The 21,745-nt window shown below is 64.3% G+C and carries 21 protein-coding genes; 17 read left to right on the top strand and 4 right to left on the bottom strand.

All coding sequences use genetic code 11. The features are described 5' to 3' along the window. Positions 1–54 precede the first annotated feature (54 nt). The 7 genes from hisD to E3T38_RS01360 all read left to right on the top strand — a co-directional run bounded on the left by hisD (position 55) and on the right by E3T38_RS01360 (position 6,824). Entirely contained in the window at positions 55–1,368 is a 1,314-nt protein-coding gene (hisD, locus tag E3T38_RS01390; protein WP_134545665.1) for a histidinol dehydrogenase, read from the top strand. Positions 1,369–1,380: 12 nt separating this feature from the next. Further along, positions 1,381–1,902, top strand: coding sequence for a transcriptional regulator NrdR (gene nrdR / locus E3T38_RS01385; RefSeq protein ID WP_134545664.1), 522 nt, complete (start codon positions 1,381–1,383; stop codon positions 1,900–1,902). Positions 1,903–1,908: 6 nt separating this feature from the next. After that, complete coding sequence (locus E3T38_RS01380; protein ID WP_134545663.1) at positions 1,909–2,949, top strand: quinone-dependent dihydroorotate dehydrogenase; 1,041 nt, start codon at positions 1,909–1,911, stop codon at positions 2,947–2,949. Positions 2,950–3,174: 225 nt separating this feature from the next. Further along, positions 3,175–4,260: an ABC transporter substrate-binding protein gene (locus tag E3T38_RS01375; protein WP_134545662.1), complete on the top strand. Its 1,086-nt coding sequence runs from the start codon at positions 3,175–3,177 to the stop codon at positions 4,258–4,260. Positions 4,261–4,378: 118 nt separating this feature from the next. After that, positions 4,379–5,224 (top strand): ABC transporter ATP-binding protein, encoded by an 846-nt coding sequence (locus E3T38_RS01370; RefSeq protein WP_134545661.1) that lies wholly within the window; start codon positions 4,379–4,381, stop codon positions 5,222–5,224. Next, complete coding sequence (locus E3T38_RS01365; protein WP_241984240.1) at positions 5,221–6,033, top strand: ABC transporter permease; 813 nt, start codon at positions 5,221–5,223, stop codon at positions 6,031–6,033. Before E3T38_RS01370 ends, E3T38_RS01365 begins: the two co-directional genes overlap by 4 nt. Continuing rightward, the gene (locus E3T38_RS01360) at positions 6,030–6,824 is read left to right on the top strand and encodes an ABC transporter permease (protein ID WP_134545660.1); all 795 of its coding nucleotides are present in this window, start codon (positions 6,030–6,032) and stop codon (positions 6,822–6,824) included. Before E3T38_RS01365 ends, E3T38_RS01360 begins: the two co-directional genes overlap by 4 nt. Positions 6,825–6,878: 54 nt before the next feature. On the opposite strand, the gene E3T38_RS01355 is transcribed toward E3T38_RS01360, so the two are convergent. Beyond that, positions 6,879–7,901, bottom strand: a complete 1,023-nt coding sequence (locus E3T38_RS01355) for an App1 family protein (protein ID WP_104196280.1) — start codon at positions 7,899–7,901, stop codon at positions 6,879–6,881. A gap of 147 nt (positions 7,902–8,048) precedes the next feature. On the opposite strand from E3T38_RS01355, the gene E3T38_RS01350 reads away from it, so the two are divergent. From E3T38_RS01350 to E3T38_RS01330, 5 genes are all read left to right on the top strand, one after another. Continuing rightward, positions 8,049–8,726, top strand: coding sequence for a TetR/AcrR family transcriptional regulator (locus E3T38_RS01350; RefSeq protein ID WP_134545659.1), 678 nt, complete (start codon positions 8,049–8,051; stop codon positions 8,724–8,726). 174 nt (positions 8,727–8,900) lie between these two features. Next, complete coding sequence (locus E3T38_RS01345) at positions 8,901–9,833, top strand: ABC transporter ATP-binding protein (RefSeq protein WP_134545658.1); 933 nt, start codon at positions 8,901–8,903, stop codon at positions 9,831–9,833. Further along, the gene (locus E3T38_RS01340) at positions 9,830–10,516 is read left to right on the top strand and encodes an ABC transporter permease (RefSeq protein WP_134545657.1); all 687 of its coding nucleotides are present in this window, start codon (positions 9,830–9,832) and stop codon (positions 10,514–10,516) included. The genes E3T38_RS01345 and E3T38_RS01340 overlap by 4 nt, the downstream gene beginning before the upstream one ends. Further along, on the top strand, positions 10,513–11,220 hold the full coding sequence (locus tag E3T38_RS01335; RefSeq protein WP_134545656.1) for an ABC transporter permease: 708 nt from the start codon (positions 10,513–10,515) through the stop codon (positions 11,218–11,220). Before E3T38_RS01340 ends, E3T38_RS01335 begins: the two co-directional genes overlap by 4 nt. A gap of 29 nt (positions 11,221–11,249) precedes the next feature. Continuing rightward, on the top strand, positions 11,250–12,176 hold the full coding sequence (locus tag E3T38_RS01330; protein WP_104196281.1) for an ABC transporter substrate-binding protein: 927 nt from the start codon (positions 11,250–11,252) through the stop codon (positions 12,174–12,176). A 65-nt stretch (positions 12,177–12,241) separates the two neighbouring features. Here E3T38_RS01330 and E3T38_RS01325 read toward each other — a convergent pair whose 3' ends face one another. Both E3T38_RS01325 and E3T38_RS01320 read right to left on the bottom strand, forming a co-directional pair. Next, positions 12,242–13,192: a M56 family metallopeptidase gene (locus tag E3T38_RS01325; protein ID WP_233200586.1), complete on the bottom strand. Its 951-nt coding sequence runs from the start codon at positions 13,190–13,192 to the stop codon at positions 12,242–12,244. A 27-nt stretch (positions 13,193–13,219) separates the two neighbouring features. Beyond that, entirely contained in the window at positions 13,220–13,606 is a 387-nt protein-coding gene (locus E3T38_RS01320; protein ID WP_104196219.1) for a BlaI/MecI/CopY family transcriptional regulator, read from the bottom strand. 142 nt (positions 13,607–13,748) lie between these two features. Here E3T38_RS01320 and E3T38_RS01315 point away from each other — a divergent pair, with 142 nt between their 5' ends. From E3T38_RS01315 to cydC, 4 genes are read left to right on the top strand one after another with little or no spacing between them, the layout of a single operon-like run. Beyond that, the gene (locus E3T38_RS01315; protein WP_104196220.1) at positions 13,749–15,161 is read left to right on the top strand and encodes a cytochrome ubiquinol oxidase subunit I; all 1,413 of its coding nucleotides are present in this window, start codon (positions 13,749–13,751) and stop codon (positions 15,159–15,161) included. 23 nt (positions 15,162–15,184) lie between these two features. Continuing rightward, on the top strand, positions 15,185–16,189 hold the full coding sequence (gene cydB, locus E3T38_RS01310) for a cytochrome d ubiquinol oxidase subunit II (RefSeq protein WP_134545655.1): 1,005 nt from the start codon (positions 15,185–15,187) through the stop codon (positions 16,187–16,189). A gap of 4 nt (positions 16,190–16,193) precedes the next feature. Beyond that, complete coding sequence (gene cydD / locus E3T38_RS01305; RefSeq protein ID WP_134545654.1) at positions 16,194–17,849, top strand: thiol reductant ABC exporter subunit CydD; 1,656 nt, start codon at positions 16,194–16,196, stop codon at positions 17,847–17,849. Continuing rightward, positions 17,842–19,605 (top strand): thiol reductant ABC exporter subunit CydC, encoded by a 1,764-nt coding sequence (gene cydC, locus E3T38_RS01300; RefSeq protein WP_134545653.1) that lies wholly within the window; start codon positions 17,842–17,844, stop codon positions 19,603–19,605. Before cydD ends, cydC begins: the two co-directional genes overlap by 8 nt. Here the strand turns inward: cydC and E3T38_RS01295 are convergent. Then, entirely contained in the window at positions 19,562–20,197 is a 636-nt protein-coding gene (locus E3T38_RS01295; protein WP_104196224.1) for a DedA family protein, read from the bottom strand. The genes cydC and E3T38_RS01295 overlap by 44 nt on opposite strands. 78 nt (positions 20,198–20,275) lie before the next feature. On the opposite strand from E3T38_RS01295, the gene E3T38_RS01290 reads away from it, so the two are divergent. After that, positions 20,276–21,718, top strand: coding sequence for an anthranilate synthase component I family protein (locus E3T38_RS01290; RefSeq protein ID WP_134545652.1), 1,443 nt, complete (start codon positions 20,276–20,278; stop codon positions 21,716–21,718). The last annotated feature ends 27 nt before the right edge of the window (positions 21,719–21,745 follow it).

The following is a 21,745-nucleotide window of genomic DNA, read 5'->3' as shown; positions in this document are numbered from 1 at the left end:
AGCCTATTCCCGTGCGCTGCTTGTTCCGGCTCGCGCCGGATAGGCTGGGACACGATGATCCAGACTATTGACCTTCGCGGGACCGAGCCGACCCCGGCTTCCCTCCTGGCTGCTGTACCGCGCGCCCTCACGAGCGTCGCCGTCGCCGCCGACATCGCCGCAGACCTCATCGCCGACGTGCGTGAGCGCGGCGAGGCGGCTCTGCTCGATCAGGCCGAACGCCTCGACCGGGTGCGCCCGGACCAGGTTCGGGTTCCCGCCAGCCACATCAAGGACGCGATCGCCGGGCTCGACCCGGCCGTTCGCACGGCCATCACCGAGACAATCCGCCGCGTGCGCCTGGCCAGCGCCGCGCAGGTACCCCCGCACGTGACGACCACGATCGAGGCCGGGGCCACTGTCACCCAGCGCTGGCAGCCGGTGAACCGGGTCGGTCTCTACGTGCCGGGCGGCAAGGCCGTCTACCCCTCGAGCGTCGTGATGAACGTCGTGCCCGCGCAGGTATCCGGCGTGAGGTCCATCGCCCTGGCCTCGCCGGCGCAGAGCCACTTCGACGGCCGGGTACACCCGACCATCCTCGCCGTCGCCGGACTGCTCGGTGTCGACGAGATCTACGCCATGGGCGGCGCCGGCGCCATCGGTGCCCTCGCCTACGGGGTGGCTGACATCGGCCTCGAGCCCGTGCAGATCGTCACCGGCCCAGGCAACGTCTACGTCGCCGCTGCCAAGCGGCTCATTCGTGGGCAGGCCGGCATCGACTCCGAGGCCGGTCCCACCGACATCCTCGTGATAGCGGATGCCGCCGCCGACCCGTTGCTCGTCGCCGCCGACCTGGTCAGCCAGGCCGAACACGATGAACTCGCGGCTGCCGTGCTCGTGACCGATTCGGCCGAACTCGCCGACACGGTGGCGGCGCGCCTTACCGAGCTGGCAGCATCCACAACCCACAGCGCACGGGTGACCGCAGCGCTCGGCGGCCGCCAGTCGGCGATCGTACTCGTGGACAACCTGCAGGTTGCCGCAGGGTTCAGCAACGCCTTCGGACCGGAGCACCTCGAGATTCAGACGAGCGACCCCGATGCGGTGCTGGCCGACATTGAGAATGCCGGCGCGATTTTTCTCGGCCCGTATTCACCGGTGAGCCTCGGAGACTACGTCGCGGGTTCCAACCACGTGTTACCGACCGGGGGACAAGCCCGGTTCTCGTCGGGACTCGGCGCGTATACCTTCCTGCGGCCGCAGCAGGTCGTTCGGTACAGCCGCGAGGCTCTCGAAGCCGTCGCCGATCACATTGCGGCATTGTCCGGCGCCGAAGCCCTGCCCGCACACGGCGACGCCGTGGCTGCCCGTTTTCCGGCCGCCCACTAGGCTGGCAGCACCATGTTCTGCCCGTTCTGTCGCCACCCCGATTCCCGAGTCGTCGACTCGCGCACGAGCGACGACGGACTGTCGATTCGCCGCCGTCGGCAGTGCCCGGAATGCGGCCGCCGGTTCAGCACCAGCGAAACGGCGAGCCTGAATATCATCAAGCGCAGCGGCGTGGTCGAACCGTTCAGCCGAGAGAAGATCGTCTCCGGCGTGCGCAAAGCTTGCCAGGGTCGGCCCGTCACGGACTCCGACCTCGCCATGCTGGCTCAGAAGGTCGAGGAGACCATCCGCCAGACCGGCGTCTCCCAGGTCGACGCCAACGACATCGGCCTGGCCATTCTCCCGCCGCTGCGTGACCTCGACGAGGTCGCCTACCTGCGATTCGCGAGCGTCTACCAGGGGTTCGACTCCCTCGACGATTTCGAAGCCGCCATCGCCGCGCTGCGCACCGAGCACTCACAAAGCTCGAAAAAGCCGAGCGCAGCGTCGACCACCGGCACACCCGTGGTCGAAGCTGCCGCCACCAAACGCTAGGGCCCGATGTATCCGCTGTTCTTCAAGCTCGTGCTCACCCGGATGGACCCCGAGCGCGCTCATCACCTCGCTTTCACCGTCATTCGGCTGCTGCCGGCGCTGGGCATCGGCCATCTCGTACACCGCTTCACGCGCCCGCGCACCGACCTCAGCGTGAACACCCTCGGCCTGCACTTTGCGTCACCGTTCGGCGTCGCGGCAGGCTTCGACAAAGATGGCGAAGCCGTGCTGGGGCTCGGCCAGCTCGGCTTCGGCCACGTCGAGGTCGGAACTCTGACCGCCGTAGCCCAGCCCGGAAACCCGAAGCCGCGCCTGTTTCGCCTCGTGGCCGACCGCGCGGTCATCAACCGCATGGGCTTCAATAACCACGGTGCCGCAGCAGCCGTCGCCCGGCTCACCCGGGTGCGTGCCGCGGCCGGCCGTCCGGTGCTCGGCATCAACATTGGCAAGAGCCGCGTCACCGCCGTTGAGGACGCCACGGCTGATTATCTCCAGAGCGCCCACACCCTCGCTGCCCTCGCCGACTACCTCGTGGTCAACGTGAGTTCACCCAACACCCCGGGCCTGCGCGGACTGCAGGAACTGGACCAGCTCACCCCGCTGCTGACCGCGGTCAAGAGGGCCGCCGGCACCACCCCGTTGCTCGTCAAGATCGCACCCGACCTCTCGGACGCCGAGGTCGCGCGCATCGCTGCCCACGCCGTCGAACTCGGCCTCGACGGCATCATCGCCACGAACACCACGATCTCCCGCACGGGCTTACGAACGGATGCCGCCACCATCGCCGCCGCCGGAGCCGGCGGCCTGTCCGGCGCCCCGCTGCACGCCCGGTCGCTCGCCATCCTGCGGCAGATTCGTGCCGTCGTGCCGCCCGAGTTCTGCGTCATCTCAGTCGGCGGGGTGGACACGGCCGCCCAGGTAGCGGAACGCCTCGCCGCCGGTGCCACCCTCGTGCAGGGCTACACGGCGTTCCTCTACCGCGGTCCCCTCTGGGCCCGCCAGATCAACCGCGGACTCGACCGCATCCTGGCGCCTGCCGCCTGGTAACCCCGTGGCTTCGGCTAACCGGGCATCGAGCCGGTCAAGCGGAGGATATTCTCCCTTTGTCGACATCCGTTCGAAACATAGTCGAACTGGGATTGTTACATGGCGCGCTTACACTGCCCTTTCCGGGCCATTTTCGCCCCTCGGCCGCGCCCGAAAACAAGCGTGCCGACAACCACAGCGACTGTATCTCCACAGCGCCCTTGCATCCTCGAAAGGAAACCCGCAATGACACCGTCCAGAGGCTTGATCAATCATCGATCGGCAACCCGGGTGGTACGCGGCGTCGCGGTCGCCGCCGCCCTGACGCTCTCCCTGGCCGCGTGCGCGGGCAGTGACCCAGAAGTGGCCGGGGCGGACGGCGCGACGGCATCGTTCGGAGACGCGAGCATTCAGTTCAGCTGGATCAAAAACGCCGAATTCATGGGGGAGTACCTCGCCGACGCAAACGGATACTTCAGCGCAGCGGGCTTCGACTCCGTCGACATGATCGAGGGGCCGGCTTCGATCGAAGCGGCCGTCATCTCGGGCAACGTCGACATGGGCATCGGCAACGCGATCTCGACCGGCACCATCATCGCCAACGAGGGTGCACCACTGAAGATCATTGGTGCCACGTACCAGAAGAACCCCTTCACCATTCTCTCCCTGGCCGATAAGGGCAACATCGCAAGCCTCGACGACCTGACAGGCAAGACCATCGGAGTGCAGGCCAGCAACCTGAGCCTCTGGGAAGCCTTCCTCGAGATCAACGACATCGACGAGAACTCGCTGACCACCCTTCCAGTGCAGTACGACCCGACGCCGCTGTTCAACGGCGAGGTGGACGGCTGGTTCTCCTACCTCACCAACGAATCCATCGACGCCGAACTGCTCGGACTCGACCCGGTGAACCTGCCGTTGGCCGACTTCGGCCTCCCCTTCGTGGCGGAGACGCTCACGGTCACCGACGACGCGATCAAGAACGACCGGGAAAAGCTCAAGGCCCTGCTCGTAGCCGAGATTCGTGGCTGGACCGACGCGATCAACGACCCGGAGGCCGCCGCACAGCTCACCCTCGAGACCTACGGGCCGACCTTCGACCTCACGATCGAGAAGGAGACCCGGCAGGCCGAGATTCAGTCCGTTGACCTCGTGGTGAGCGCCGACACCCTCACTAACGGCCTGTTCACGATCAGCGACCAGTTGCAGCAGCAGAGCATCGACACCCTCGCGGCTACCGGCCTGACGATCACGGCCAGCCAGTTGTTCGATCTGACCCTGCTCGACGAGGTCTACGCCGAGAACCCCGACCTGGTGGCTTACAGCAAATAACAACGGGGGGAGCAATGGGCATCCGTCGGAACGAGACGGTGGATGCCCATTCAAAACGTAAAATAAATACCTGACCCGAGGAATCACCCCGCTTTGCCATCGCCAAGGAGCGAATCACGTGAGTAGTACTGATGCCGGAGTTCGTGACTCGGTCACGAACACGACTGCCGGGAGCGAGGCTGCGGGCACCGGCCTGCACATCTCCCAACTGCACAAGATCTTCACTGTCGGGCGCACCGACGTCGTCGCCCTGGATGACGCCAACCTGCACACCGACAAGGGCAGCTTTCTTTCGCTACTCGGACCGTCCGGATGCGGAAAATCAACCATCCTGCGCATTCTAGCCGGACTGGAACAGCCCACGAGCGGCACCACCCGGGTCGACGGCAAGAGCCCACAACAACTCCGGCAGGGGCACCAGCTCGGCATTGCCTTCCAGGATTCGGCCCTGCTGCCCTGGCGCAGCGTGCGCTCCAACATTCGCCTGCCGTTCGAGGTCGCTCGTCTCCCCGTCGACGACGCCTATATCGACGAACTGATCGCCCTCGTCGGCCTGCAGGGCTTCGAGAAAGCGAAGCCGGCGCAGCTCTCCGGTGGGATGAAGCAGCGCGTATCCATCGCACGGTCGCTCGTGCTCAAACCCTCGGTGCTGCTGCTCGACGAACCCTTCGGAGCCCTCGACGACATGACCAGGCAGCGGCTCAACCTGGAGCTGCTGCGCATCTGGACCCAGAAGCCGGCCACGACGCTCATGGTCACCCACGGCATCGCGGAAGCCATCTTCCTCTCCGACCACGTGGCGGTCATGAGCGCCCGCCCCGGTCGGATCAAAGAAATCATCGACGTCGACCTCCCGAGGCCTCGGCTGCCCGAGATGATGCGTACGCCCGAGTTCCACGCCCTGCACGACCGCGCCTCCGACCTGCTGTTCAGTGATGCGGTCGTGGCGGGCGACGACCGGTGATCCGCAGCTCGCTGCGCGCCCTGCCCGCCTGGGCGACCGGCCTGATCGGAGCCGCGCTCGTCATTGGCCTGTGGTGGATCGGAGCCGTCACCGTCTTCGCCGAGGTCGGGTCGATGCCCGGCGGCGCAGTGCCCACCCCACTCGATGTGTTCGTGCAGCTCGTCAGCGACGGGCCGGCTTTCTACCTGCCCCACGTCAGCGTCACCGTGCTCGAAGCGCTCATCGGCTTCGCTTGGGGCACGGGGCTCGCCCTGGCCCTCGCGGCGCTCGTGCTCCTACTGCCGCGCATCGAAAAGATCGCGATGCAGGTCGCCGTGATCACCTATTGCATACCGATCGTAGCCATCGGCCCGATCGCGTACATCGTGATCGGGGCGCCGAGCGCGGGCGACCCGGCAGGAACGGCAGTATTTCTCGCTGCCATGTCGGTGTTCTTCACCACGGTCATCGGGTCGCTCGTCGGCCTCAAGGCAGCGGATGCCGCCAGCCTCGACCTCATCACCGTCTATGGCGGCAGCAAGTTCACCCAGCTGCGCAAGGTGCGCCTGGTCGCCGGACTGCCCAGTGTGCTGACCGCGCTGCAGGTCGCAGCACCGGCCGCCTTCATCGGGGCCATCCTGGGGGAATATCTTGGCGGGGTCAGTCGGGGGCTGGGCATCGCTATGCTCGTGGCCGGTTCAACGGCCAACGTCGACCGGGTCTGGAGCCTCGCGCTCGTCGCCGGGGTCGCCGCGGGGCTCGGCTACGCGATCTTCGCCGTCATCCTACGTTTAGCCACGCCGTGGACGACCGGACGGAGCAGCCGATGAGCTTTGCACGGGTAGCACTGTCAACCGTGGCGCGCGGTCTGCTCACCGGGCTCATCACCCTGGTGCTGGTTCTGATCGCCTGGCAGGGACTACTCCTGTTGCTGGACATTTCGCCGTTCCTGGCCAAGGGGCCCCTCGACGTCTGGACCTGGCTCGTGACCGTACCGGATGCCGCCGATAATCGGGCCCTCGTCCTCGGCAACCTCATGGTGACCCTCGGTGACGCCTTTCTCGGGTTCGTAGCCGGGCTCACCTGCGCCCTGCTCCTTGCAGTGCTCTTCACGCTGTCGCGGGGGATCGAGCATGCTCTCATGCCCATTGCCCTGCTACTACGGTCGGTGCCCCTCGTGGCGCTCGTGCCGATCATCAGCCTCATCACCGGGCGCGGCCTCACGACCGCCGTGGTGATGGGGGCCATCGTCGTGCTGTTTCCGGCGCTGGTGAACATTGCGTTCGGCCTGCGTTCCACCTCGCCGCAGATCAGCGATGTCATCACCGTGTACGGCGGCAGCGCCTTCACGACCCTGCGCAAGGTGGCACTGCCGAGTTCGCTGCCGTCCTTCTTCGCCGCGGTGAAGATCTCGGTGCCCGGGGCGATCACCGGCGCGCTGCTGGCCGAATGGCTCACAACCGGTCAGGGACTGGGCAATTCGATTGTCGCCGCCGTTGCCAAGGTGCAGAACTCCGAGGTATGGGCGTCGGTCGTGGTGATCACCATTGTGTCCCTCGTTCTCTACGGCCTGGCCCAGGTCGTCGAGAACCTGGTACTGCGTCGTATGAGCATGGGGTAGAGCGCCGCATACTGACGCGCTGACGCACAGTACGGTCGAAGATCTTGAGCGTGGCTAGAGCAGCCCGTGTTCGGCGAGCTGATTGGCGAGGCTGGAGCCGTCCGGGCCGTAGACCCAGGGGGCCTCAGGGCCGCCCTCGATGAGCACGGCGTCACGCGAGCGACCGCCGGCGAGAACCGCTTCGCTCGGGGAGAGCTGACGAATGGCCACGGCCGCTACGCTGCCCGGATAGTCGCGTTGAAAATCGCTGTAGATGGCTTCGTCGTGCTGACCGTCGTCGCCGATCAAAATCCAGCGCATCTGCGGAAACTGCTCGGCGAGTCGGCGGAGGTTGTCGCGTTTGTGGGCGCTGCCACTGCGGAACCAGCGGTCGTGCGTTGGTCCCCAGTCGGTCAACAAGAGCGCCCCGGCGGGATACAGGTTACGGGAGAGAAAACGTGACAGGGTGGGGGCCACATTCCAGGCGCCGGTCGAGAGGTAGATGACCGGGGAGCCGGGGGTGAACGACGCCAGACGCTCCAGGAACACGGCCATGCCAGGGGTCGGCACCCGGGCGTGCTCGTCGAGCACAAACGTGTTCCAAGCGGCCAGCAGGGGGCGGGGCAGGGTGGTGACCATCACGGTGTCGTCGACGTCGGAGACGATGCCGCAGCCGACCGTGGGTGCCACGATGAAGATCGGGGCTTCCACCACGTTCGAGGACTCGGTGTGCAGCCGGGCAACGTGCCAGCCGGCGGGCAGTGATACCGGAACCACGGTATCGACGACCCCGCCGCGATCCGCCTGAACTAGGTGCGTCCGCCCGTCGATCTCAATCGTGACGGTGACATCGTTGACGGGCACACTCGTGAAGCTCCGCCAGCCTCGAATGCCGGCGTCACGGCCATCCGCTCGGGGGCGTCTTTGACGTTTCGTGGGCTTTTCCGGCTTGGCCAGGAGCACGCGGCACAGGATGCGTACCCAGGCGGTCGAGCCGTAACCGGTATACGGGATGACGGTGGGCTGGTAGCCGCGGCGGCGGGCGGAATGCTCGCGATGTTCGTGGAGCCAGTCTTCGATGCGGGCCGCACGATGCATGATCCGCTCGGGACTCGGCGCACGCGGAGTGGCGTCTGGAAACTCTGGCACGCCTTCATTCTGCCATGTTTGCTGTGCATCCCCGATCAGGCCTGTGGAAAAAGGGTTTTACCCCGTAGTATGGTGACTTATCTTCAAGGGGGATAAATGTCGCTTGGTAGCCTATTAGGTGAAGGGACCGGTGCAGCACTACAGCAGGTGCGCACCGAGCCGATTCAGCAGCGCAGTGCTGCACGTCTGTCCGGTTTGCTCGATGCAGCCGCCGCCGTTGTGGACGAGGTCGGTTTCGACCGCATCACGACCGCAATGGTCGCCGAACGCGCCGGTGCCTCCATCGGCACCGTGTACCGCTACTACCCCGACAGGGTCGCTGTTCTGCACGCCCTGCATGAGCGTGCCGTAGCGCGCTTTCGGCAGCGTGTCGTCGACGAACTCGGTGCCAGCACCCTCACCTCCTGGTGGGACGCCGTCGACTGCGTCGTCACCGCCTTTGTCGGCCTGTATCGCACGGAGGCGGGCTTTCGTATCGTGAACTTCGACGACCGCGACGGCGCTCCCGCCGCCGAGGCCGTTGCGGACGCCGACTTCTTCGCCCGCCGCCTCGCCGACGTTCTCGTGAACGAGTTCAATCTGCCCGGCGGCGACGATTTGATCTTTCGCCTCGGAGTTGCCGTTGAGATGGCCGACGCGCTGCTCGCCCGCGCTTTTTATAGCAATCCGCTCGGTGACGAGCGCTTTATCACCGAGTGCCGCCTGGTCATGCGCGACTACCTCGACCGCTTCTACAGCCCGCAGGCGCTGGATCTTCTCGCCACTTTGTCGTAGTACCCGCCGACAGCCGGGCCCCACTGGGCCCGGCTTTTTTGCGCCCAGAAGTCGCACCTGTTCGCTCAGGGATAAAACTTTGTTAGCGATGGGTTTTGCCTGTCGCTCTAAATAGTGATTGGGTTAGCATCTGGTTTGTGTTGACCCACAAGATGCGAGGAGCGAGCCGCCAGGATGATTGAATTCCACTCGGTGACCAAACGGTTTCCCGACGGCACGCTCGCCGTTGAAGATTTCAGCCTCGTGCTACCTTCCCGCAAGACCACCGTGTTCGTCGGAACGTCGGGGTCGGGGAAAACCACACTGCTGCGTATGATCAACCGGATGGTCGAACCGACCAGCGGGTCCATCGATATCGACGGAGCCGATATCGGTACCCTCGCGCCGGTCAAGCTGCGGCGCGGCATCGGTTACGTCATGCAGAACTCCGGTCTCCTTCCGCACCGCAGGGTCATCGACAACGTAGCGACCGTGCCAATGCTGCAGGGAACACCGAAGAAGAAGGCCCGCGAAGAGGCGCTCCAATTACTCGACACGGTGGGACTCGACCGTTCGCTGGCCCACCGGTATCCCAGCCAGCTCTCCGGCGGCCAGCAGCAGCGCGTCGGTGTAGCACGTGGACTCGCCGTCAACCCGAATATCCTGCTTATGGACGAGCCATTCGGCGCGGTGGACCCCATCGTGCGCGCGGAACTGCAGCAAGAGCTTCTTCGTTTGCAACGCGAACTGGATAAGACCGTAGTCTTCGTTACCCACGACATCGATGAAGCCTTCTTGCTCGGCGACCAGGTGGTGATTTTGCGTACCGGCGGGCTGATCGCCCAGGTGGGGTCCCCGGCGGAGATCCTGGCCAATCCGGCAGACGATTTTGTGGCAGCCTTTGTCGGAGCAGACCGCGGCAAACGCGTGCTGCACCTCGAGTCCTACTCGGACGGCGACGTGCTTGTCGACGCCGATGGACGGCTCGCCGGCGTACTTGCGGGTGGAACGTCCCCGAGTGCTGCCGCTGGAGCAAAGACCGCGACCGAAGAAAAGGCCGCCCCCGAAGTAAAGGCCGGTCCGTTCGCGGGATCGGGTGCCCCGGCGCAGGGTGGGGATCCCCGGTGACCTGGATATGGTCAAACCTGGACTTCATTTGGGATCGCACTCTCGATCACGTCGTGCTGAGCATTCCGCCCATCATCCTCAGTTTTCTCCTAGCTGTTCCCCTCGGTTGGCTGGCATACCGCTTCCGCGTTGGCCGCGGCATCATTCTCTCGGGCGTAGGCCTGCTGTACGCCGTACCCTCGCTCCCACTCTTCATTGTGCTTCCTTTCATCGTGGGAACGACCGTTCGTTCGCCGCTCAATCTCATCATCGCCCTGACGCTCTACGGTGTGGCGCTCATGGTGCGAGTGGTGGCCGATGGTCTCGCCTCCGTCGACCGGAACGTTCGACAGTCCGCGATGGCGGTGGGCTTCTCCGAGTGGACCCAATTCTGGCGGGTGGAGTTTCCACTCGCGGGGCCGGTCCTGCTAGCCGGGTTGCGGGTCGTCGCAGTAAGCACGGTCAGTCTCGCCACGGTGGGCGCTGTCATTGGTGCCCAGAGCCTGGGCAGTCTGTTCACTGACGGTTTTCAGCGCGGCATCCAAGCGGAAATTATTGCCGGGGTTATCGCCACGGTCGGACTCGCCCTGGCACTGGATGGGGCTCTCGTTCTTCTCGGTCGCCTTCTCATGCCGTGGACGAGATCTGCGCCATCGACGGCGGCGCGCGCGCCGATGCGCTCTGACAAGGAGGCGGTGGCATGAACTTCTTTGCAGATGCAGTCGCGTGGCTGTTTGATCCGACCAACTATGTGGGATCGAATGCCATCGGCAGCCGGGTATTGGAACACCTGGGCTTTACTTTGCTCACACTTGTCTTTGCGTCCGTCATCGCCATACCCCTGGGCTTCTTCATTGGACACACCGGACGCGGGCGTGGCTTGGCCGTCGGAACCGCAGGCGCTTTCCGTTCCATTCCGACCCTGGGGTTGCTCACGCTTGTCGCTCTGTCGGTGGGAATCGGTCTGACCGCACCCTACGCGGCCCTCACGGTGCTCGCGATCCCACCCATTCTCGCGGGGGCATACACCGGCTTCGAAGCGATTGATCGCGCGACCATCGATGCCGCCAGAGCCGTGGGGATGTCGGAGGGGCAGATTGTGCGCAAAGTGGAGCTTCCGCTCAGCCTTCCCCTCTTGATGGGTGGGTTGCGCTCGGCCACGCTGCAAATCGTGGCCACCGCCACACTCGCTGCCTACGTGGCCGACATCGGACTGGGTCGCTTCCTGTTCACGGGGTTGAAAAATCTTGATTATGCGCAGATGCTGGGTGGGTCCATTCTCGTTATTCTGCTCGCGCTGCTGCTTGACGGCATCTTTGCGGTGCTTCAGAAATTGGTTGTTCCCCGCGGAGTTGCGGCCGGACGCCCCACAGACATCTGGGCCGGTTTCACCAAGCTGGCCCGGTGATGGAATTCGCCATCATGAAAGGAAAACGCATGTTCACAGCAAAAAAAGGCCGACTCGCGCTCATCAGTGTGGTCGCGGTTGGGGCCGCAGTAGCCCTCGCAGGGTGCGCGTCCGGTGATCCCTTGGGCAGTGGAAGTGGTGCCACAAGCGCTGCCGACACGCTCGTTGTGGGTTCCCAGGACTACTACTCCAACGAGATCATCGCCGAGATCTACTCGCAGGCATTAGAGGCCAACGGTTTCACCGTCGACCGCACGTTCCGGATAGGCCAGCGTGAGGTGTACCTACCCGAGCTGGAAGCAGGCGGCGTCGATGTGTTCCCCGAATACACCGGTAGCCTGCTGCAGGCACTCGAACCGAACGCTGTCGGTGGCACGAGCGACGCGATCTACACCGAGCTCCAAGCGGCGCTTCCCTCCACCCTGCGCGTGCTGGACAAAGCGGCGGCTTCAGACCAGAATTCCTGGACCGTAACCCAAGCCTTCGCGGATAAATACAACCTAACGGACATTGCGTCACTGAAGAATGTCACCGAACCGCTCATGGTTGGTGGCACCTCTGTGCTGGAGACACGTCCGTATGGGCCGGCCGCCCTCAAGGCGAAGTACGGCATCGAAACCGCCGGTTTCACCCCGATTGAGGATGGTGGTGGCCCGCTGACCGTTAAGGCTCTTGTTGACAACGCTATTCAGTTGACCAACATTTATACGGCAAGCCCCAACATCAAGTCAGACAAGCTCGTGGCGCTGAGCGACCCAGATAATCTCTTCTTCGCGGACAACGTCGTGCCTTTGGTTTCCGAAAAGGTCACCGACAAGGCCGCGTCGGTACTGAACAAGATCAGTGCTGCCCTCAGCACTGAGGACCTGGTGAGCCTCAACTCCGAGAGCGTCAATGACCAGAAGTCCGCTGAGGCCATCGCGGCGGCCTGGCTCGAAAAAGCAAACCTCTTCTAGCAGTATCGTTTCCCCCAAAACCCTCACAACGACCCCGTCTTGGGCGGTGTGAGGGTTTTGTGCGTCTATGCCCGCAACAGCACGATGGCTGGAGCGAGGGCGAGCGCGATCGCGGTCACGAAGACGGCCATGGTGGCGAGGCGGGACAGGGGAAGAGCCTGGTTTATGAGCCGGTACACCCGCGGAGCGACGAGCGCGCGCTCCGGCGACGAGATCCACGGCTCGTCCGACTCGCCATCCGACGTCGTGGCGAGGACCTCCGGTTGTTGCCCCAGCCCCACGAGCGCGATAGCGGTAGCAAGTGTTCGGTCGTCCACGTCGCGGCGTGCGCGATCGTCCGCGATCATTTCAACCAAGAGCGCCACGGCATTTTCGGCGCGATTGGCGATGGGAAACCAGGGTAGGGCGCTGTGCCAACTCTTGAAGGCCAGTAACACCAGGTGATGCTGCTGAACCAGATGGGCTCGTTCGTGGGCGATCACCGCACGCACCTGGTCGGCGTCGAGCAAGCGGAGCAATCCTTTAGATAGCACCGTCGCGGAATGACCAGCACCGGGAAGGCAATAGGCGACCGGGGCAGGATGGTCGATGACGCGCATTCCCGGTTGGCCGTTCAGAGGATCGCTGAGCAGAGCGATGAGAGTGTAGTGGCGGCGTCGCTGTCGCTCGGCGCGCACGAACGTGGCGAACAGATTCAACAGCAGGTGAGTGCTGAGCAAAATAGCTGCCCCGAGCGCGAGCACGTGGGTGAAACGCGTATCGGCAGGAAGAGTGCCGGACCGTAGGCTGTAGCCGAGGGCGATGACGCTCTGTGGCAGAGCGTTACCGAACGGAACAAGACCGTAGAGCAGCAGTGAGCCGATCATCGACATGCCACCGGACAGGGCGATGGCCTGCCAGAGCACGAGGGCGACGCCCGGGGAGCGCGCGGGCCAATCCGAGCGGGCCAGCACCAACGGAAAAGGCCAAGCGAGAGTCACGGCAATGACGCCAAGCAGGGCGGCGCTAATGATCACGGGTATCGCAGTTAAGGTCTGGCAGAGTTAGACGTTGTCGGTCGTCGCAACGCCGAGGAGCTGGCGCAGTGTGTCTGCCTCCTGAGGGGTGACGCCTCCAATGAACCGCACGAGGGCCGCTTGGCGGTCAGGCACCTGCCCGAGCACCTCATGCATGAGCCCGGCCGTGTGGGTCGCACGGGTCATAACAGCGGTGTAAGCGTGTGGGCGCACACTGCGATCGCGGGTGACGAACCCCTTTGTCTCAAGTCGAGACAACACCGTCAGAACGGTTGTGGTCGCCAGTGGCTTCGTGGGCCCGGTCGCAAGACCCGGGCTCATCAAAGAGTCCTTGAGATCGTTGGCGGTCAACGGTGTGGGGGAGTCCCACAGGACATCCATCAGAAGCCGCTCAAGCACGCCCAAATTTGCCATACAGAGCATCTTACGCTATCGAACTGTAATTTCTACGTGTCGTAGAAAATCACTGTCGTACTCAGGTTTCTACACAGCGTAGAAGGGTAATCTTCTACACAGCGTAGAAAAGTGCGCGGGTAACAATAATGCTGGAGGGCATATGAACGAGTGGTTGGACCCTTTACTCCTCTCACGGTGGCAGTTCGGTCTCACGACCATGTATCACTTCATTTTCGTACCACTCACGATCGGTATGGCGCTCACGGTCGCGATCTTCCAGTCCGCGTGGGTGCGCACGGATAAAGCTAAGTACCTGCAGCTCACGCACTTCTTCGGCAAGATCTTTCTGATCAACGTCGCCATGGGCGTGGTGACCGGAATCGTTCAGGAATTCCAGTTCGGTATGAACTGGTCGGACTACTCGCGTTTCGTCGGTGACGTCTTCGGTGCTCCGCTCGCCTTCGAGGGCATCGTCGCGTTCTTTCTCGAGGCGACGTTCATCGGATTGTGGATCTTCGGCTGGGACAAACTGCCCAAAAAGATTCACCTGGGCACGATCTGGATGACCGTGGTCGGCTCGATCGCCTCGGCCTATTTCATTCTTGCCGCGAACGCGTTCATGCAAAACCCGATCGCGTACACGATCAACGAGGAGAAGGGGCGCGCCGAACTCACGAGCATCTGGGAACTGCTCACGAACCCCATTGCCATCGCCGCGTTCCCGCACACGATTTTCGCCTGCTTCATGGTGTCTGCCGGACTCATCATCTCGGTAGCCGCCTGGCACCTCTATCGCAACCAGCACCTCGACACGATGCGTCCAGCACTCAAGTTCGGTCTCTGGATGATGGTCATCGCCGGAGTGCTCACCACGCTCGCCGGTGACCAGCTCGGTCTGGCCATGGTCGAGGCCCAGCCGATGAAGATGGCGGCGGCCGAGGCGCTTTATCACACCGCGACCGGTGCCAACGCAAGCTTCTCAGTGTTCACGCTGGGCACTCCGGACGGCGTACAAGAGCTCTTCTCCGTGCGTATTCCGTACCTGCTCTCCTTCCTGTCGACGCATACTTTTGACGGCACAGTCGAGGGCATCAACAACTTGCAGGCCCAGTACGTCACCCTCTACGGTCCTGGCGACTACACCCCGATGATCTGGATCACTTATTGGGCATTCCGCTGGATGATCGGACTCGGCCTGGCGCACATGCTCGTCGCCGTCGTCGGCCTGTGGCTGACCCGTGGGGGGCGCAGCCCGAAGCGCACCTGGGTGTGGAAGGTCGCTATCTTGAGCTTTCCAATGTCGCTGCTGGCGATGAGCGTCGGTTGGGTCTTCACGGAGATGGGTCGTCAGCCCTGGCTCGTGTTCGGACTCATGCGCACCGCGGACGGTATCTCGCCCGGCGTGACCGGTGTGGAGATTTTGATCTCGTTGATCATCTTCACCCTGCTCTACGGAATCCTCGCCGTGGTCGAGTTCAAGCTCATCCTGAAGGCCGTCCAGAAGGGCCCGGACGATGCGCCGGTTCAAGACGCCGAATCCGGCGCGCACCAGCACGCTGTCACGGTCTACTAGAACGGGGTTACGGAAAATACACAATGGATCTTACAATTCTTTGGTTTTGGATCATCGCTTTCATGTTCATCGGGTACTTCGTACTCGATGGCTTCGACTTCGGGGTCGGTATGTCCCTGCCCTTTCTCGGTAAAGACGACACCGATCGCCGCGTTCTCATCAACACCATCGGTCCAGTCTGGGACCTCAACGAAACCTGGGTCATTGTGGCCGGGGCGTCGCTCTTCGCGGCGTTCCCGGAGTGGTACGCAACAATGTTCAGCGGCTTCTACCTGCCCCTGCTGCTCATTCTGGTGGCCCTGATCCTGCGTGGTGTGTCATTCGAATATCGGCACCAGCGCCCGGAATCATCGTGGAAGAAATGGTTCGACGGCCTGATCATCGTCGGTTCGGCCGTTCCGGCGTTTCTCTGGGGTGTGGCGTTTGCCAACATCGTGCGCGGCGTGAAGCTCAATGCCAACCACGACTACATCGGTACCCTCTTCGACCTGCTCAACCCATATGCCCTGCTCGGCGGCATCACGACGCTGCTATTGTTCTTCGTGCACGGGGTGGTGTTCGTGTCGCTCAAAACCGAGGGAGACATTCGACTGCGGGCCCGCAAGCTGGCGACGAAAGCTGGAATCGTGACGATCTTCGCCGCGGCCACTTTCCTAGCCTGGACGACGCTCGCCTACGGCACCGTGGCATCCGCTCTGCTGGCCGCCCTGGCCGCTGCCCTGCTGATCGCATCGTTCCTGGCCAACCTGCGCGGCGCCGAACGGCTCGCGTTCGCCCTGATGGCCGGCACGATCGGTCTTCTCGTGCTGACCCTGTTCTCATCGTTGTTTCCCGAGGTCATGCCGGCCAGCAACAACCCGGCCAATAGCCTGACGATCGCAAACGCCTCCTCGTCGACGTACACGCTCGGTGTGATCAGCTGGACCGCCCTGATTGGTATGCCCGTCATTCTGCTCTATCAGGGCTGGACCTACTGGGTGTTCCGTAAGCGCATCGGCCGGGCGCACATCGACCTCGCCGTACACTAAAACAGTGCGTCCCCTGGATCCTCGTCTTCTTCGCTACGCCCACGCCGCGCGTCGGTTTCTTCTGGTCGGCGCGCTGCTGGGCCTGGCGCAAACGCTCGTCGTCATCGCGTTCGCGTGGCTGCTGACCCGAGCGATCACGTTCACCGTCGCGGGGGAGCCCCTTCGTACTATCGCGCCGACCCTCGCCGCCCTCGCCGGAGTCGTCGTGCTGCGCTCGGCGCTCATCTGGCTGCTCGAAGTTGCGGCCAACCGTGGCGCCGCTATGGTCAAGAGCCAGCTGCGCGCCAAAGTCATTGCCCAGCTCGCCGAGCGCGGCCCCGACTGGGTCGCATCCCGGCAGAGCGCACGACTCTCGACGGTCGTGACGACCGGACTGGACGCGCTCGACAACTATTTCGCCCGGTACCTGCCCCAACTGTTGCTCACCATGATCGCCACCCCCATCCTGATCGCGGTCATCCTCTCGCAAGACCTCATCAGCGGGCTCATCGTCATTGTCGTGATCCCGCTGATTCCTATTTTCATGATTCTCATCGGCCGGGTCACCCAGTCGGTGCAGCAGGAGCAGTGGCAGGCCCTGCAGCGGTTGTCGACCGGGTTTCTCGACGTGGTCGGGGGCCTGGGAACCCTGAAGATTTACGGCCGCGAACGACGGCAGTTCGATCGAATCAGGTCGATCACCGAGGAATACCGCACCCGCACCATGAAGGTGCTGCGCGTCTCGTTCCTCAGCGGTTTCGTACTCGAACTCGCCGCTAGCCTCTCAGTCGCGATCATCGCCGTGTCGATCGGCCTACGGCTCATCGACGGTGCCCTGCTGCTCGGCGTCGGCCTGTTCGTTCTGCTGCTCGCCCCAGAGGTTTTTCTGCCGGTGCGCCAGGTCGGAGCGCAATTCCATGCCGCATCCGATGGGCTCGCCGCCGCCGAAGAATTGTTCGCCATTCTCGACGACGAGACGACGCCGGAAATCTCGCAAGCGGATGCCGTCGCCCACACGGTGCAACTCGGTTCGGGCACCCTGGTGCTAAACGGAGTCTCCGTTCGGCGTGGCGACACCCTCGTGATCGACCACCTGCACGCGGAATTTGCCCCCGGACAACTCAGCGTGCTGCGCGGAGTGAGCGGAGTCGGCAAGTCGACCCTCGTCGCAGCCCTGCTCGGTTTTGTCCCTTTTACCGGTACCCTCACCCTCGATGGTGTGACAGTTTCGGCCGGCTCGACGCGCGGCTGGCTGGCCTGGGCCGGCCAACGCCCGGGCCTGTTCCGTGGGACAGTGGCCGACAATGTGGCGCTCGGCGCAGCATCCGTTGATTCCACCGGCCCCGACCACAGGCTGGTCGTGCAGTCACTACGCTGGGCCGGCGCCGCCGAGGTGTCACCGGCTACGGTCCTCGGGGTCAACGGTGAAGGCCTCTCGGGCGGGCAGGCCCAACGTATCGCCGCAGCGCGAGCCATCTACCGGGCCCTCGCGACCGATTGCCACGTGCTGATCCTGGACGAACCGAGTTCGGCGCTCGACTCCGACGCCGAGGCCGGTCTGCTCGTCGGACTCCGACACCTGGCCGACCAAGGGCGCGTGGTGATCGTCGTCAGCCACCGCGCTGCTGTCGCCGCCGCCGCCGACAACGTGATCGAACTGCAGGAGCTGACTCATGTCTGAGGCCACGCTCCACCCGCATACCCGCGACGTGTTGCGCCTCGCCCAGCCTCGCCCACGCTGGTTCGTTCCCGGTCTGCTGGCCGGCATCGGCAGCGCCGTCATGGCGGTGGCGCTCTTGGCCTGCTCCGCCTGGCTGATCACGGTCGCGGCCGAAATGCCGTCCCTCGCGGTTCTGGGATTGGCCGTCGTCGGGGTTCGCGCCTTCGCTATTTTTCGCTCCGTGTTTCGCTATCTGGAACGGGTGTCCAGCCACGATGCCGCCTTCCGGCAGCTCGCCGAACTGCGCCTCGGCATGTTTCGACGCATCGTGCCCATCGCCCCGGCCGGGCTCGCCAGCACCGGGCGTGGTGATCTGCTCACCCGCCTCGTGCGGGATGTCGACGATCTTCAGGACCTGCCGTTGCGCGTCGTGCAACCGCTACTGGTAGCGGGAACAACCGCCCTGCTCAGTGTGGTCGGTATTTGGCTGATCGTTCCGGCTGCCGGACTCACGCTGCTGGTCTGCCTGCTGCTGGCCGGGATACTCGGAACCCTCTTCTCCGGCACACTTTCCGCACGTGCCGATCGTGAACTCGCACCCCTGCGCGGGGCTCTCGCCGACGAGGTGCTCGAGATCATCGAAAACCTCGACATCCTCACCGCCTTCGACGCTCTCAATCCGCGCCTCGAACAGCTGGCGCGTACCGACGCGCGCCTCCGACAGGCCACCCTGCGCCGATCGGTCGGGATCGGCGTTCAGTCGGCGGTGGTAGCGCTGTTCGCCGGCGCGGCAACGCTCGGGGCGCTCTACTTTGGTGTCCCCGCCCTCGACAGCGGCGGTGGCCTACTCAGCCCCGTGCTGCTCGGCCCGACCGTCATCGTGGCCGTGCTCGTACCGATGGCCGTGTTCGAGGTATTCGGAATGATTCCCCTCGCAGGCTCGGCCTGGCGGCAGGTGCGGGTGAGTGCCACCCGGGTCGCCGACATCGTTCCGGCCGCGGTACCGGGGGAGATTCCCGTCGATGAAGTCGACCCGCTGACGCTTTGTGCCTCCGATCGGGCCAGCGGCCCGGTCGTTCTGGAACTGGCCGATCTCGGTGCGCGCTGGCCAAAGCAGCACGAACCCGGCGTGGCCGGCGTCACCCTGCGGTTGGCGCCGGGCGATCGCGTTCACCTGGCCGGGCCGAGCGGCGCCGGCAAGACCACCCTCGCCCAAACCCTAGTGCGCTTTCTCGACTACACCGGTTCGTATCGATTGAACGGGGTTGAGGCGCGACTGCTCGCCCAGTCCGAGGTGAGACGCATGGTCGGACTGTGCGAGCAGCGCCCGTGGTTATTTGACGACAGCATCCGCCAGAATTTGCTGTTCGCCCGCGATACCGCCACCGATGCCGAGCTCGAGGCCGTGCTGGCGCGCGTCGGACTAGCCGAGTGGTCCCGCACACGCGGCGGGCTCGACGCCCGGGTGGGCGAGCGTGGTGCACTGGTCTCCGGCGGTCAGGCGCAGCGTATCGCCCTGGCGCGGGCCCTGCTCGCCGATTTTCCGGTGCTGATCGTCGACGAGCCCACCGCCAATGTCGACAGTGCCGGGGCGGATGCCCTCGTGCGCGACATCCTGACGGCCGCGGCCGATGCGCACCGCGCAGTGCTGCTCATCTCGCATACCCCGGTGCCCGACGAACTCGTGACCGCGAGGGTAACGCTGCCGGCCCGTGCCGGAGGGCACACCGTAATCAGTCCATGTGGCGCAGTTCGCGGCGGTGCAGCCACTTCTTGATGAGGAAGACCGCGAGTGTGAACAGGGCGATCACGCCGACGAAGAGGTAGCCGGCGAAGTGCAGGCGCCCACTCAGCTCGCGGTAGCCGTCCGCCGCAGCCGATCCGACGCTCACGTAGGCGAGGGACCAAATGATGCAGGCGGGTACGGTCCAGGCCATGAAGGTGCCGTACCGCATACGGCTCATTCCTACGGTGAGCGGGATCAGCGAGTGCAATACCGGCAGAAAGCGGGAAATGAAAACGGCCAACCCTCCGCGCCGGTCGAGGTAGGTCTCAGCGCGAGCCCAGTTGTGCTCGCCGATGCGCCGGCCCAGCCTGCTGCTCCTGATGAATGGGCCGAAGTGGTGCCCGAGGGCAAAACCGATGCTCTCTCCGGCCAGGGCTCCCACGATCACGGCCAGAACCAGGGTGACGAATTCCACCGGGCTGGCTACCGCAGTGCTGGCAACGATCACAATAGTGTCGCCGGGTGCGACCAGCCCCACCAGCACCGAGGTCTCCAACAGCATGCCCACACCGGCCAGAAGCGTTCGAATGACCGGGTCGACGCCGGAGACGGTGTCGAGAATCCACGTGAGGATGTCATTCATTGTGCCCAGCCTACGTGCCGCGAGCGATTCAACAAGGTCGTCCCGGCCCACACCGCGTCGAAAAGCTAGGCTGTTGTGGTGACCGGCACCGTGCAGAGCAAGCTCCTGGCCGGTTGGTTCGACCCTGCCGCGGTTTTTACGGCGCTTTATGCTTCCGACCGGTATTCTTTCTGGCTCGATGCCGGACCGGGGGCGCGCACCGGCGTCAGCTACCTCGGGGCCGCGTCGCCCCGGTCCCGTTTCGTCACGGCCTCGGTGATGGAGGGAACGGTCACCAGCACATACGTTTATCCGCAGGACGCCCCGCCTCCGGTGAATACACGCGAGACCGTCTTCGAGTTTCTGCGTCGCGACCTCACCGGCGATAGCGCCCCTGTAGGCGCTGCCTCGCGTCAAGATGGGTTTGAGCTTGGTTGGGTCGGCTGGCTCGGCTACGAACTGGGCGCGAACACCGTTGGGACGCCCATGCACGAGTCACGGTACCCCGATGCCGCGCTGCTTGAAATAGACCGCATGATCCGGTTCGACCACGGTGATCGTACGGTGACGCTCGTGGCACGAGCGAGTGCAGGCGAGACAGGAGCGTCCGTCGCCGACTGGTTCGACCAGGTCATCGCGGCGCTACCGGCGACCCAGACGGTGAACCGCGTCACACCCGCGCCGACCCGCGCTCCCTCGCCGCGGGCATCCGCTGCCCCAAAGTGGCGTCACAGCCCCACCGACTATGACGCCCTGATCGAGACCTGCCTGGCTTTCATCGGCAACGGCGACGCGTACCAACTGTGCCTGACCAATGAGATTCGGGTGCCGGGCGAGTGGCACCCGGTCGAAACCTACGGCCGGCTGCGAGCTGGCAGCCCCAGCCACCACGGCGGTTTGCTGCGTTTTGGTGACGTGGCGCTGCTGAGCGCGAGCCCAGAGCAGTTTCTGCACGTGAGCCGGGATCGACGCATCCGGACCAAACCGATCAAGGGCACCCGGCCACGCTCGATCGAGGCGGCCGAAGATGAACGGCTGAAAGTGGAACTCGCCCGCAGCGACAAAGAGCGCGCCGAAAACCTGATGATCGTCGATCTCATGCGCAACGACCTCGGACGAATCGCCGAGCTCGGCACCGTAGCAGTCTCCAGCCTGCTGGCGGTGGAGAGCTACCCGCACGTGCACCAGCTGGTCAGCACCATTGAGGCGCTTCTGTCACCGGGTATTACGGTGGTCGACGCCATCGAGTCGTGTTTTCCGGCCGGTTCCATGACGGGTGCCCCGAAGCAGAGCGCGATGACCATTCTCGACGCGCTCGAACGGGGGCCGCGAGGCGTCTATTCCGGGGCATTCGGCTATATCGGGCACGGCGGCGTGGCCGACCTGGCCATCGTCATCCGCAGCATCGTGCTCGATTTCGAGGGAGCCAGTATCGGAACGGGTGGCGGAATCACCGCCCTCTCGATCGCCGCCGAAGAGATCGAAGAGACCCGGATCAAGGCGGCCGCACTGCTGGCGAGCCTCGGCATCACCGCGCCCTAGTAATCTAGACCCTGCACACGTGCGCTT

The sequence above is a fragment of the Cryobacterium sp. Hb1 genome, assembly GCF_004403585.1.
GTDB classification, from domain to species: Bacteria; Actinomycetota; Actinomycetes; order Actinomycetales; family Microbacteriaceae; genus Cryobacterium; species Cryobacterium lyxosi.
The sequence above is the reverse complement of the archived record's forward strand: the minus strand, read 5'-3'. Positions and strand labels throughout refer to the sequence as shown.

Excerpts from the sequence above, each read along its gene's own strand:
- hisD (WP_134545665.1), top strand. The coding sequence starts at position 55 with ATGATCCAGACTATTGACCTTCGCGGGACCGAGCCGACCCCGGCTTCC.
- nrdR (WP_134545664.1), top strand. The coding sequence starts at position 1,381 with ATGTTCTGCCCGTTCTGTCGCCACCCCGATTCCCGAGTCGTCGACTCG.
- E3T38_RS01380 (WP_134545663.1), top strand. The coding sequence starts at position 1,909 with ATGTATCCGCTGTTCTTCAAGCTCGTGCTCACCCGGATGGACCCCGAG.
- E3T38_RS01375 (WP_134545662.1), top strand. The coding sequence starts at position 3,175 with ATGACACCGTCCAGAGGCTTGATCAATCATCGATCGGCAACCCGGGTG.
- E3T38_RS01360 (WP_134545660.1), top strand. The coding sequence starts at position 6,030 with ATGAGCTTTGCACGGGTAGCACTGTCAACCGTGGCGCGCGGTCTGCTC.
- E3T38_RS01355 (WP_104196280.1), bottom strand. The coding sequence starts at position 7,901 with ATGCATCGTGCGGCCCGCATCGAAGACTGGCTCCACGAACATCGCGAG.
- E3T38_RS01350 (WP_134545659.1), top strand. The coding sequence starts at position 8,049 with ATGTCGCTTGGTAGCCTATTAGGTGAAGGGACCGGTGCAGCACTACAG.
- E3T38_RS01345 (WP_134545658.1), top strand. The coding sequence starts at position 8,901 with ATGATTGAATTCCACTCGGTGACCAAACGGTTTCCCGACGGCACGCTC.
- E3T38_RS01335 (WP_134545656.1), top strand. The coding sequence starts at position 10,513 with ATGAACTTCTTTGCAGATGCAGTCGCGTGGCTGTTTGATCCGACCAAC.
- E3T38_RS01330 (WP_104196281.1), top strand. The coding sequence starts at position 11,250 with ATGTTCACAGCAAAAAAAGGCCGACTCGCGCTCATCAGTGTGGTCGCG.
- E3T38_RS01320 (WP_104196219.1), bottom strand. The coding sequence starts at position 13,606 with ATGGCAAATTTGGGCGTGCTTGAGCGGCTTCTGATGGATGTCCTGTGG.
- E3T38_RS01315 (WP_104196220.1), top strand. The coding sequence starts at position 13,749 with ATGAACGAGTGGTTGGACCCTTTACTCCTCTCACGGTGGCAGTTCGGT.
- cydB (WP_134545655.1), top strand. The coding sequence starts at position 15,185 with ATGGATCTTACAATTCTTTGGTTTTGGATCATCGCTTTCATGTTCATC.
- cydC (WP_134545653.1), top strand. The coding sequence starts at position 17,842 with ATGTCTGAGGCCACGCTCCACCCGCATACCCGCGACGTGTTGCGCCTC.
- E3T38_RS01295 (WP_104196224.1), bottom strand. The coding sequence starts at position 20,197 with ATGAATGACATCCTCACGTGGATTCTCGACACCGTCTCCGGCGTCGAC.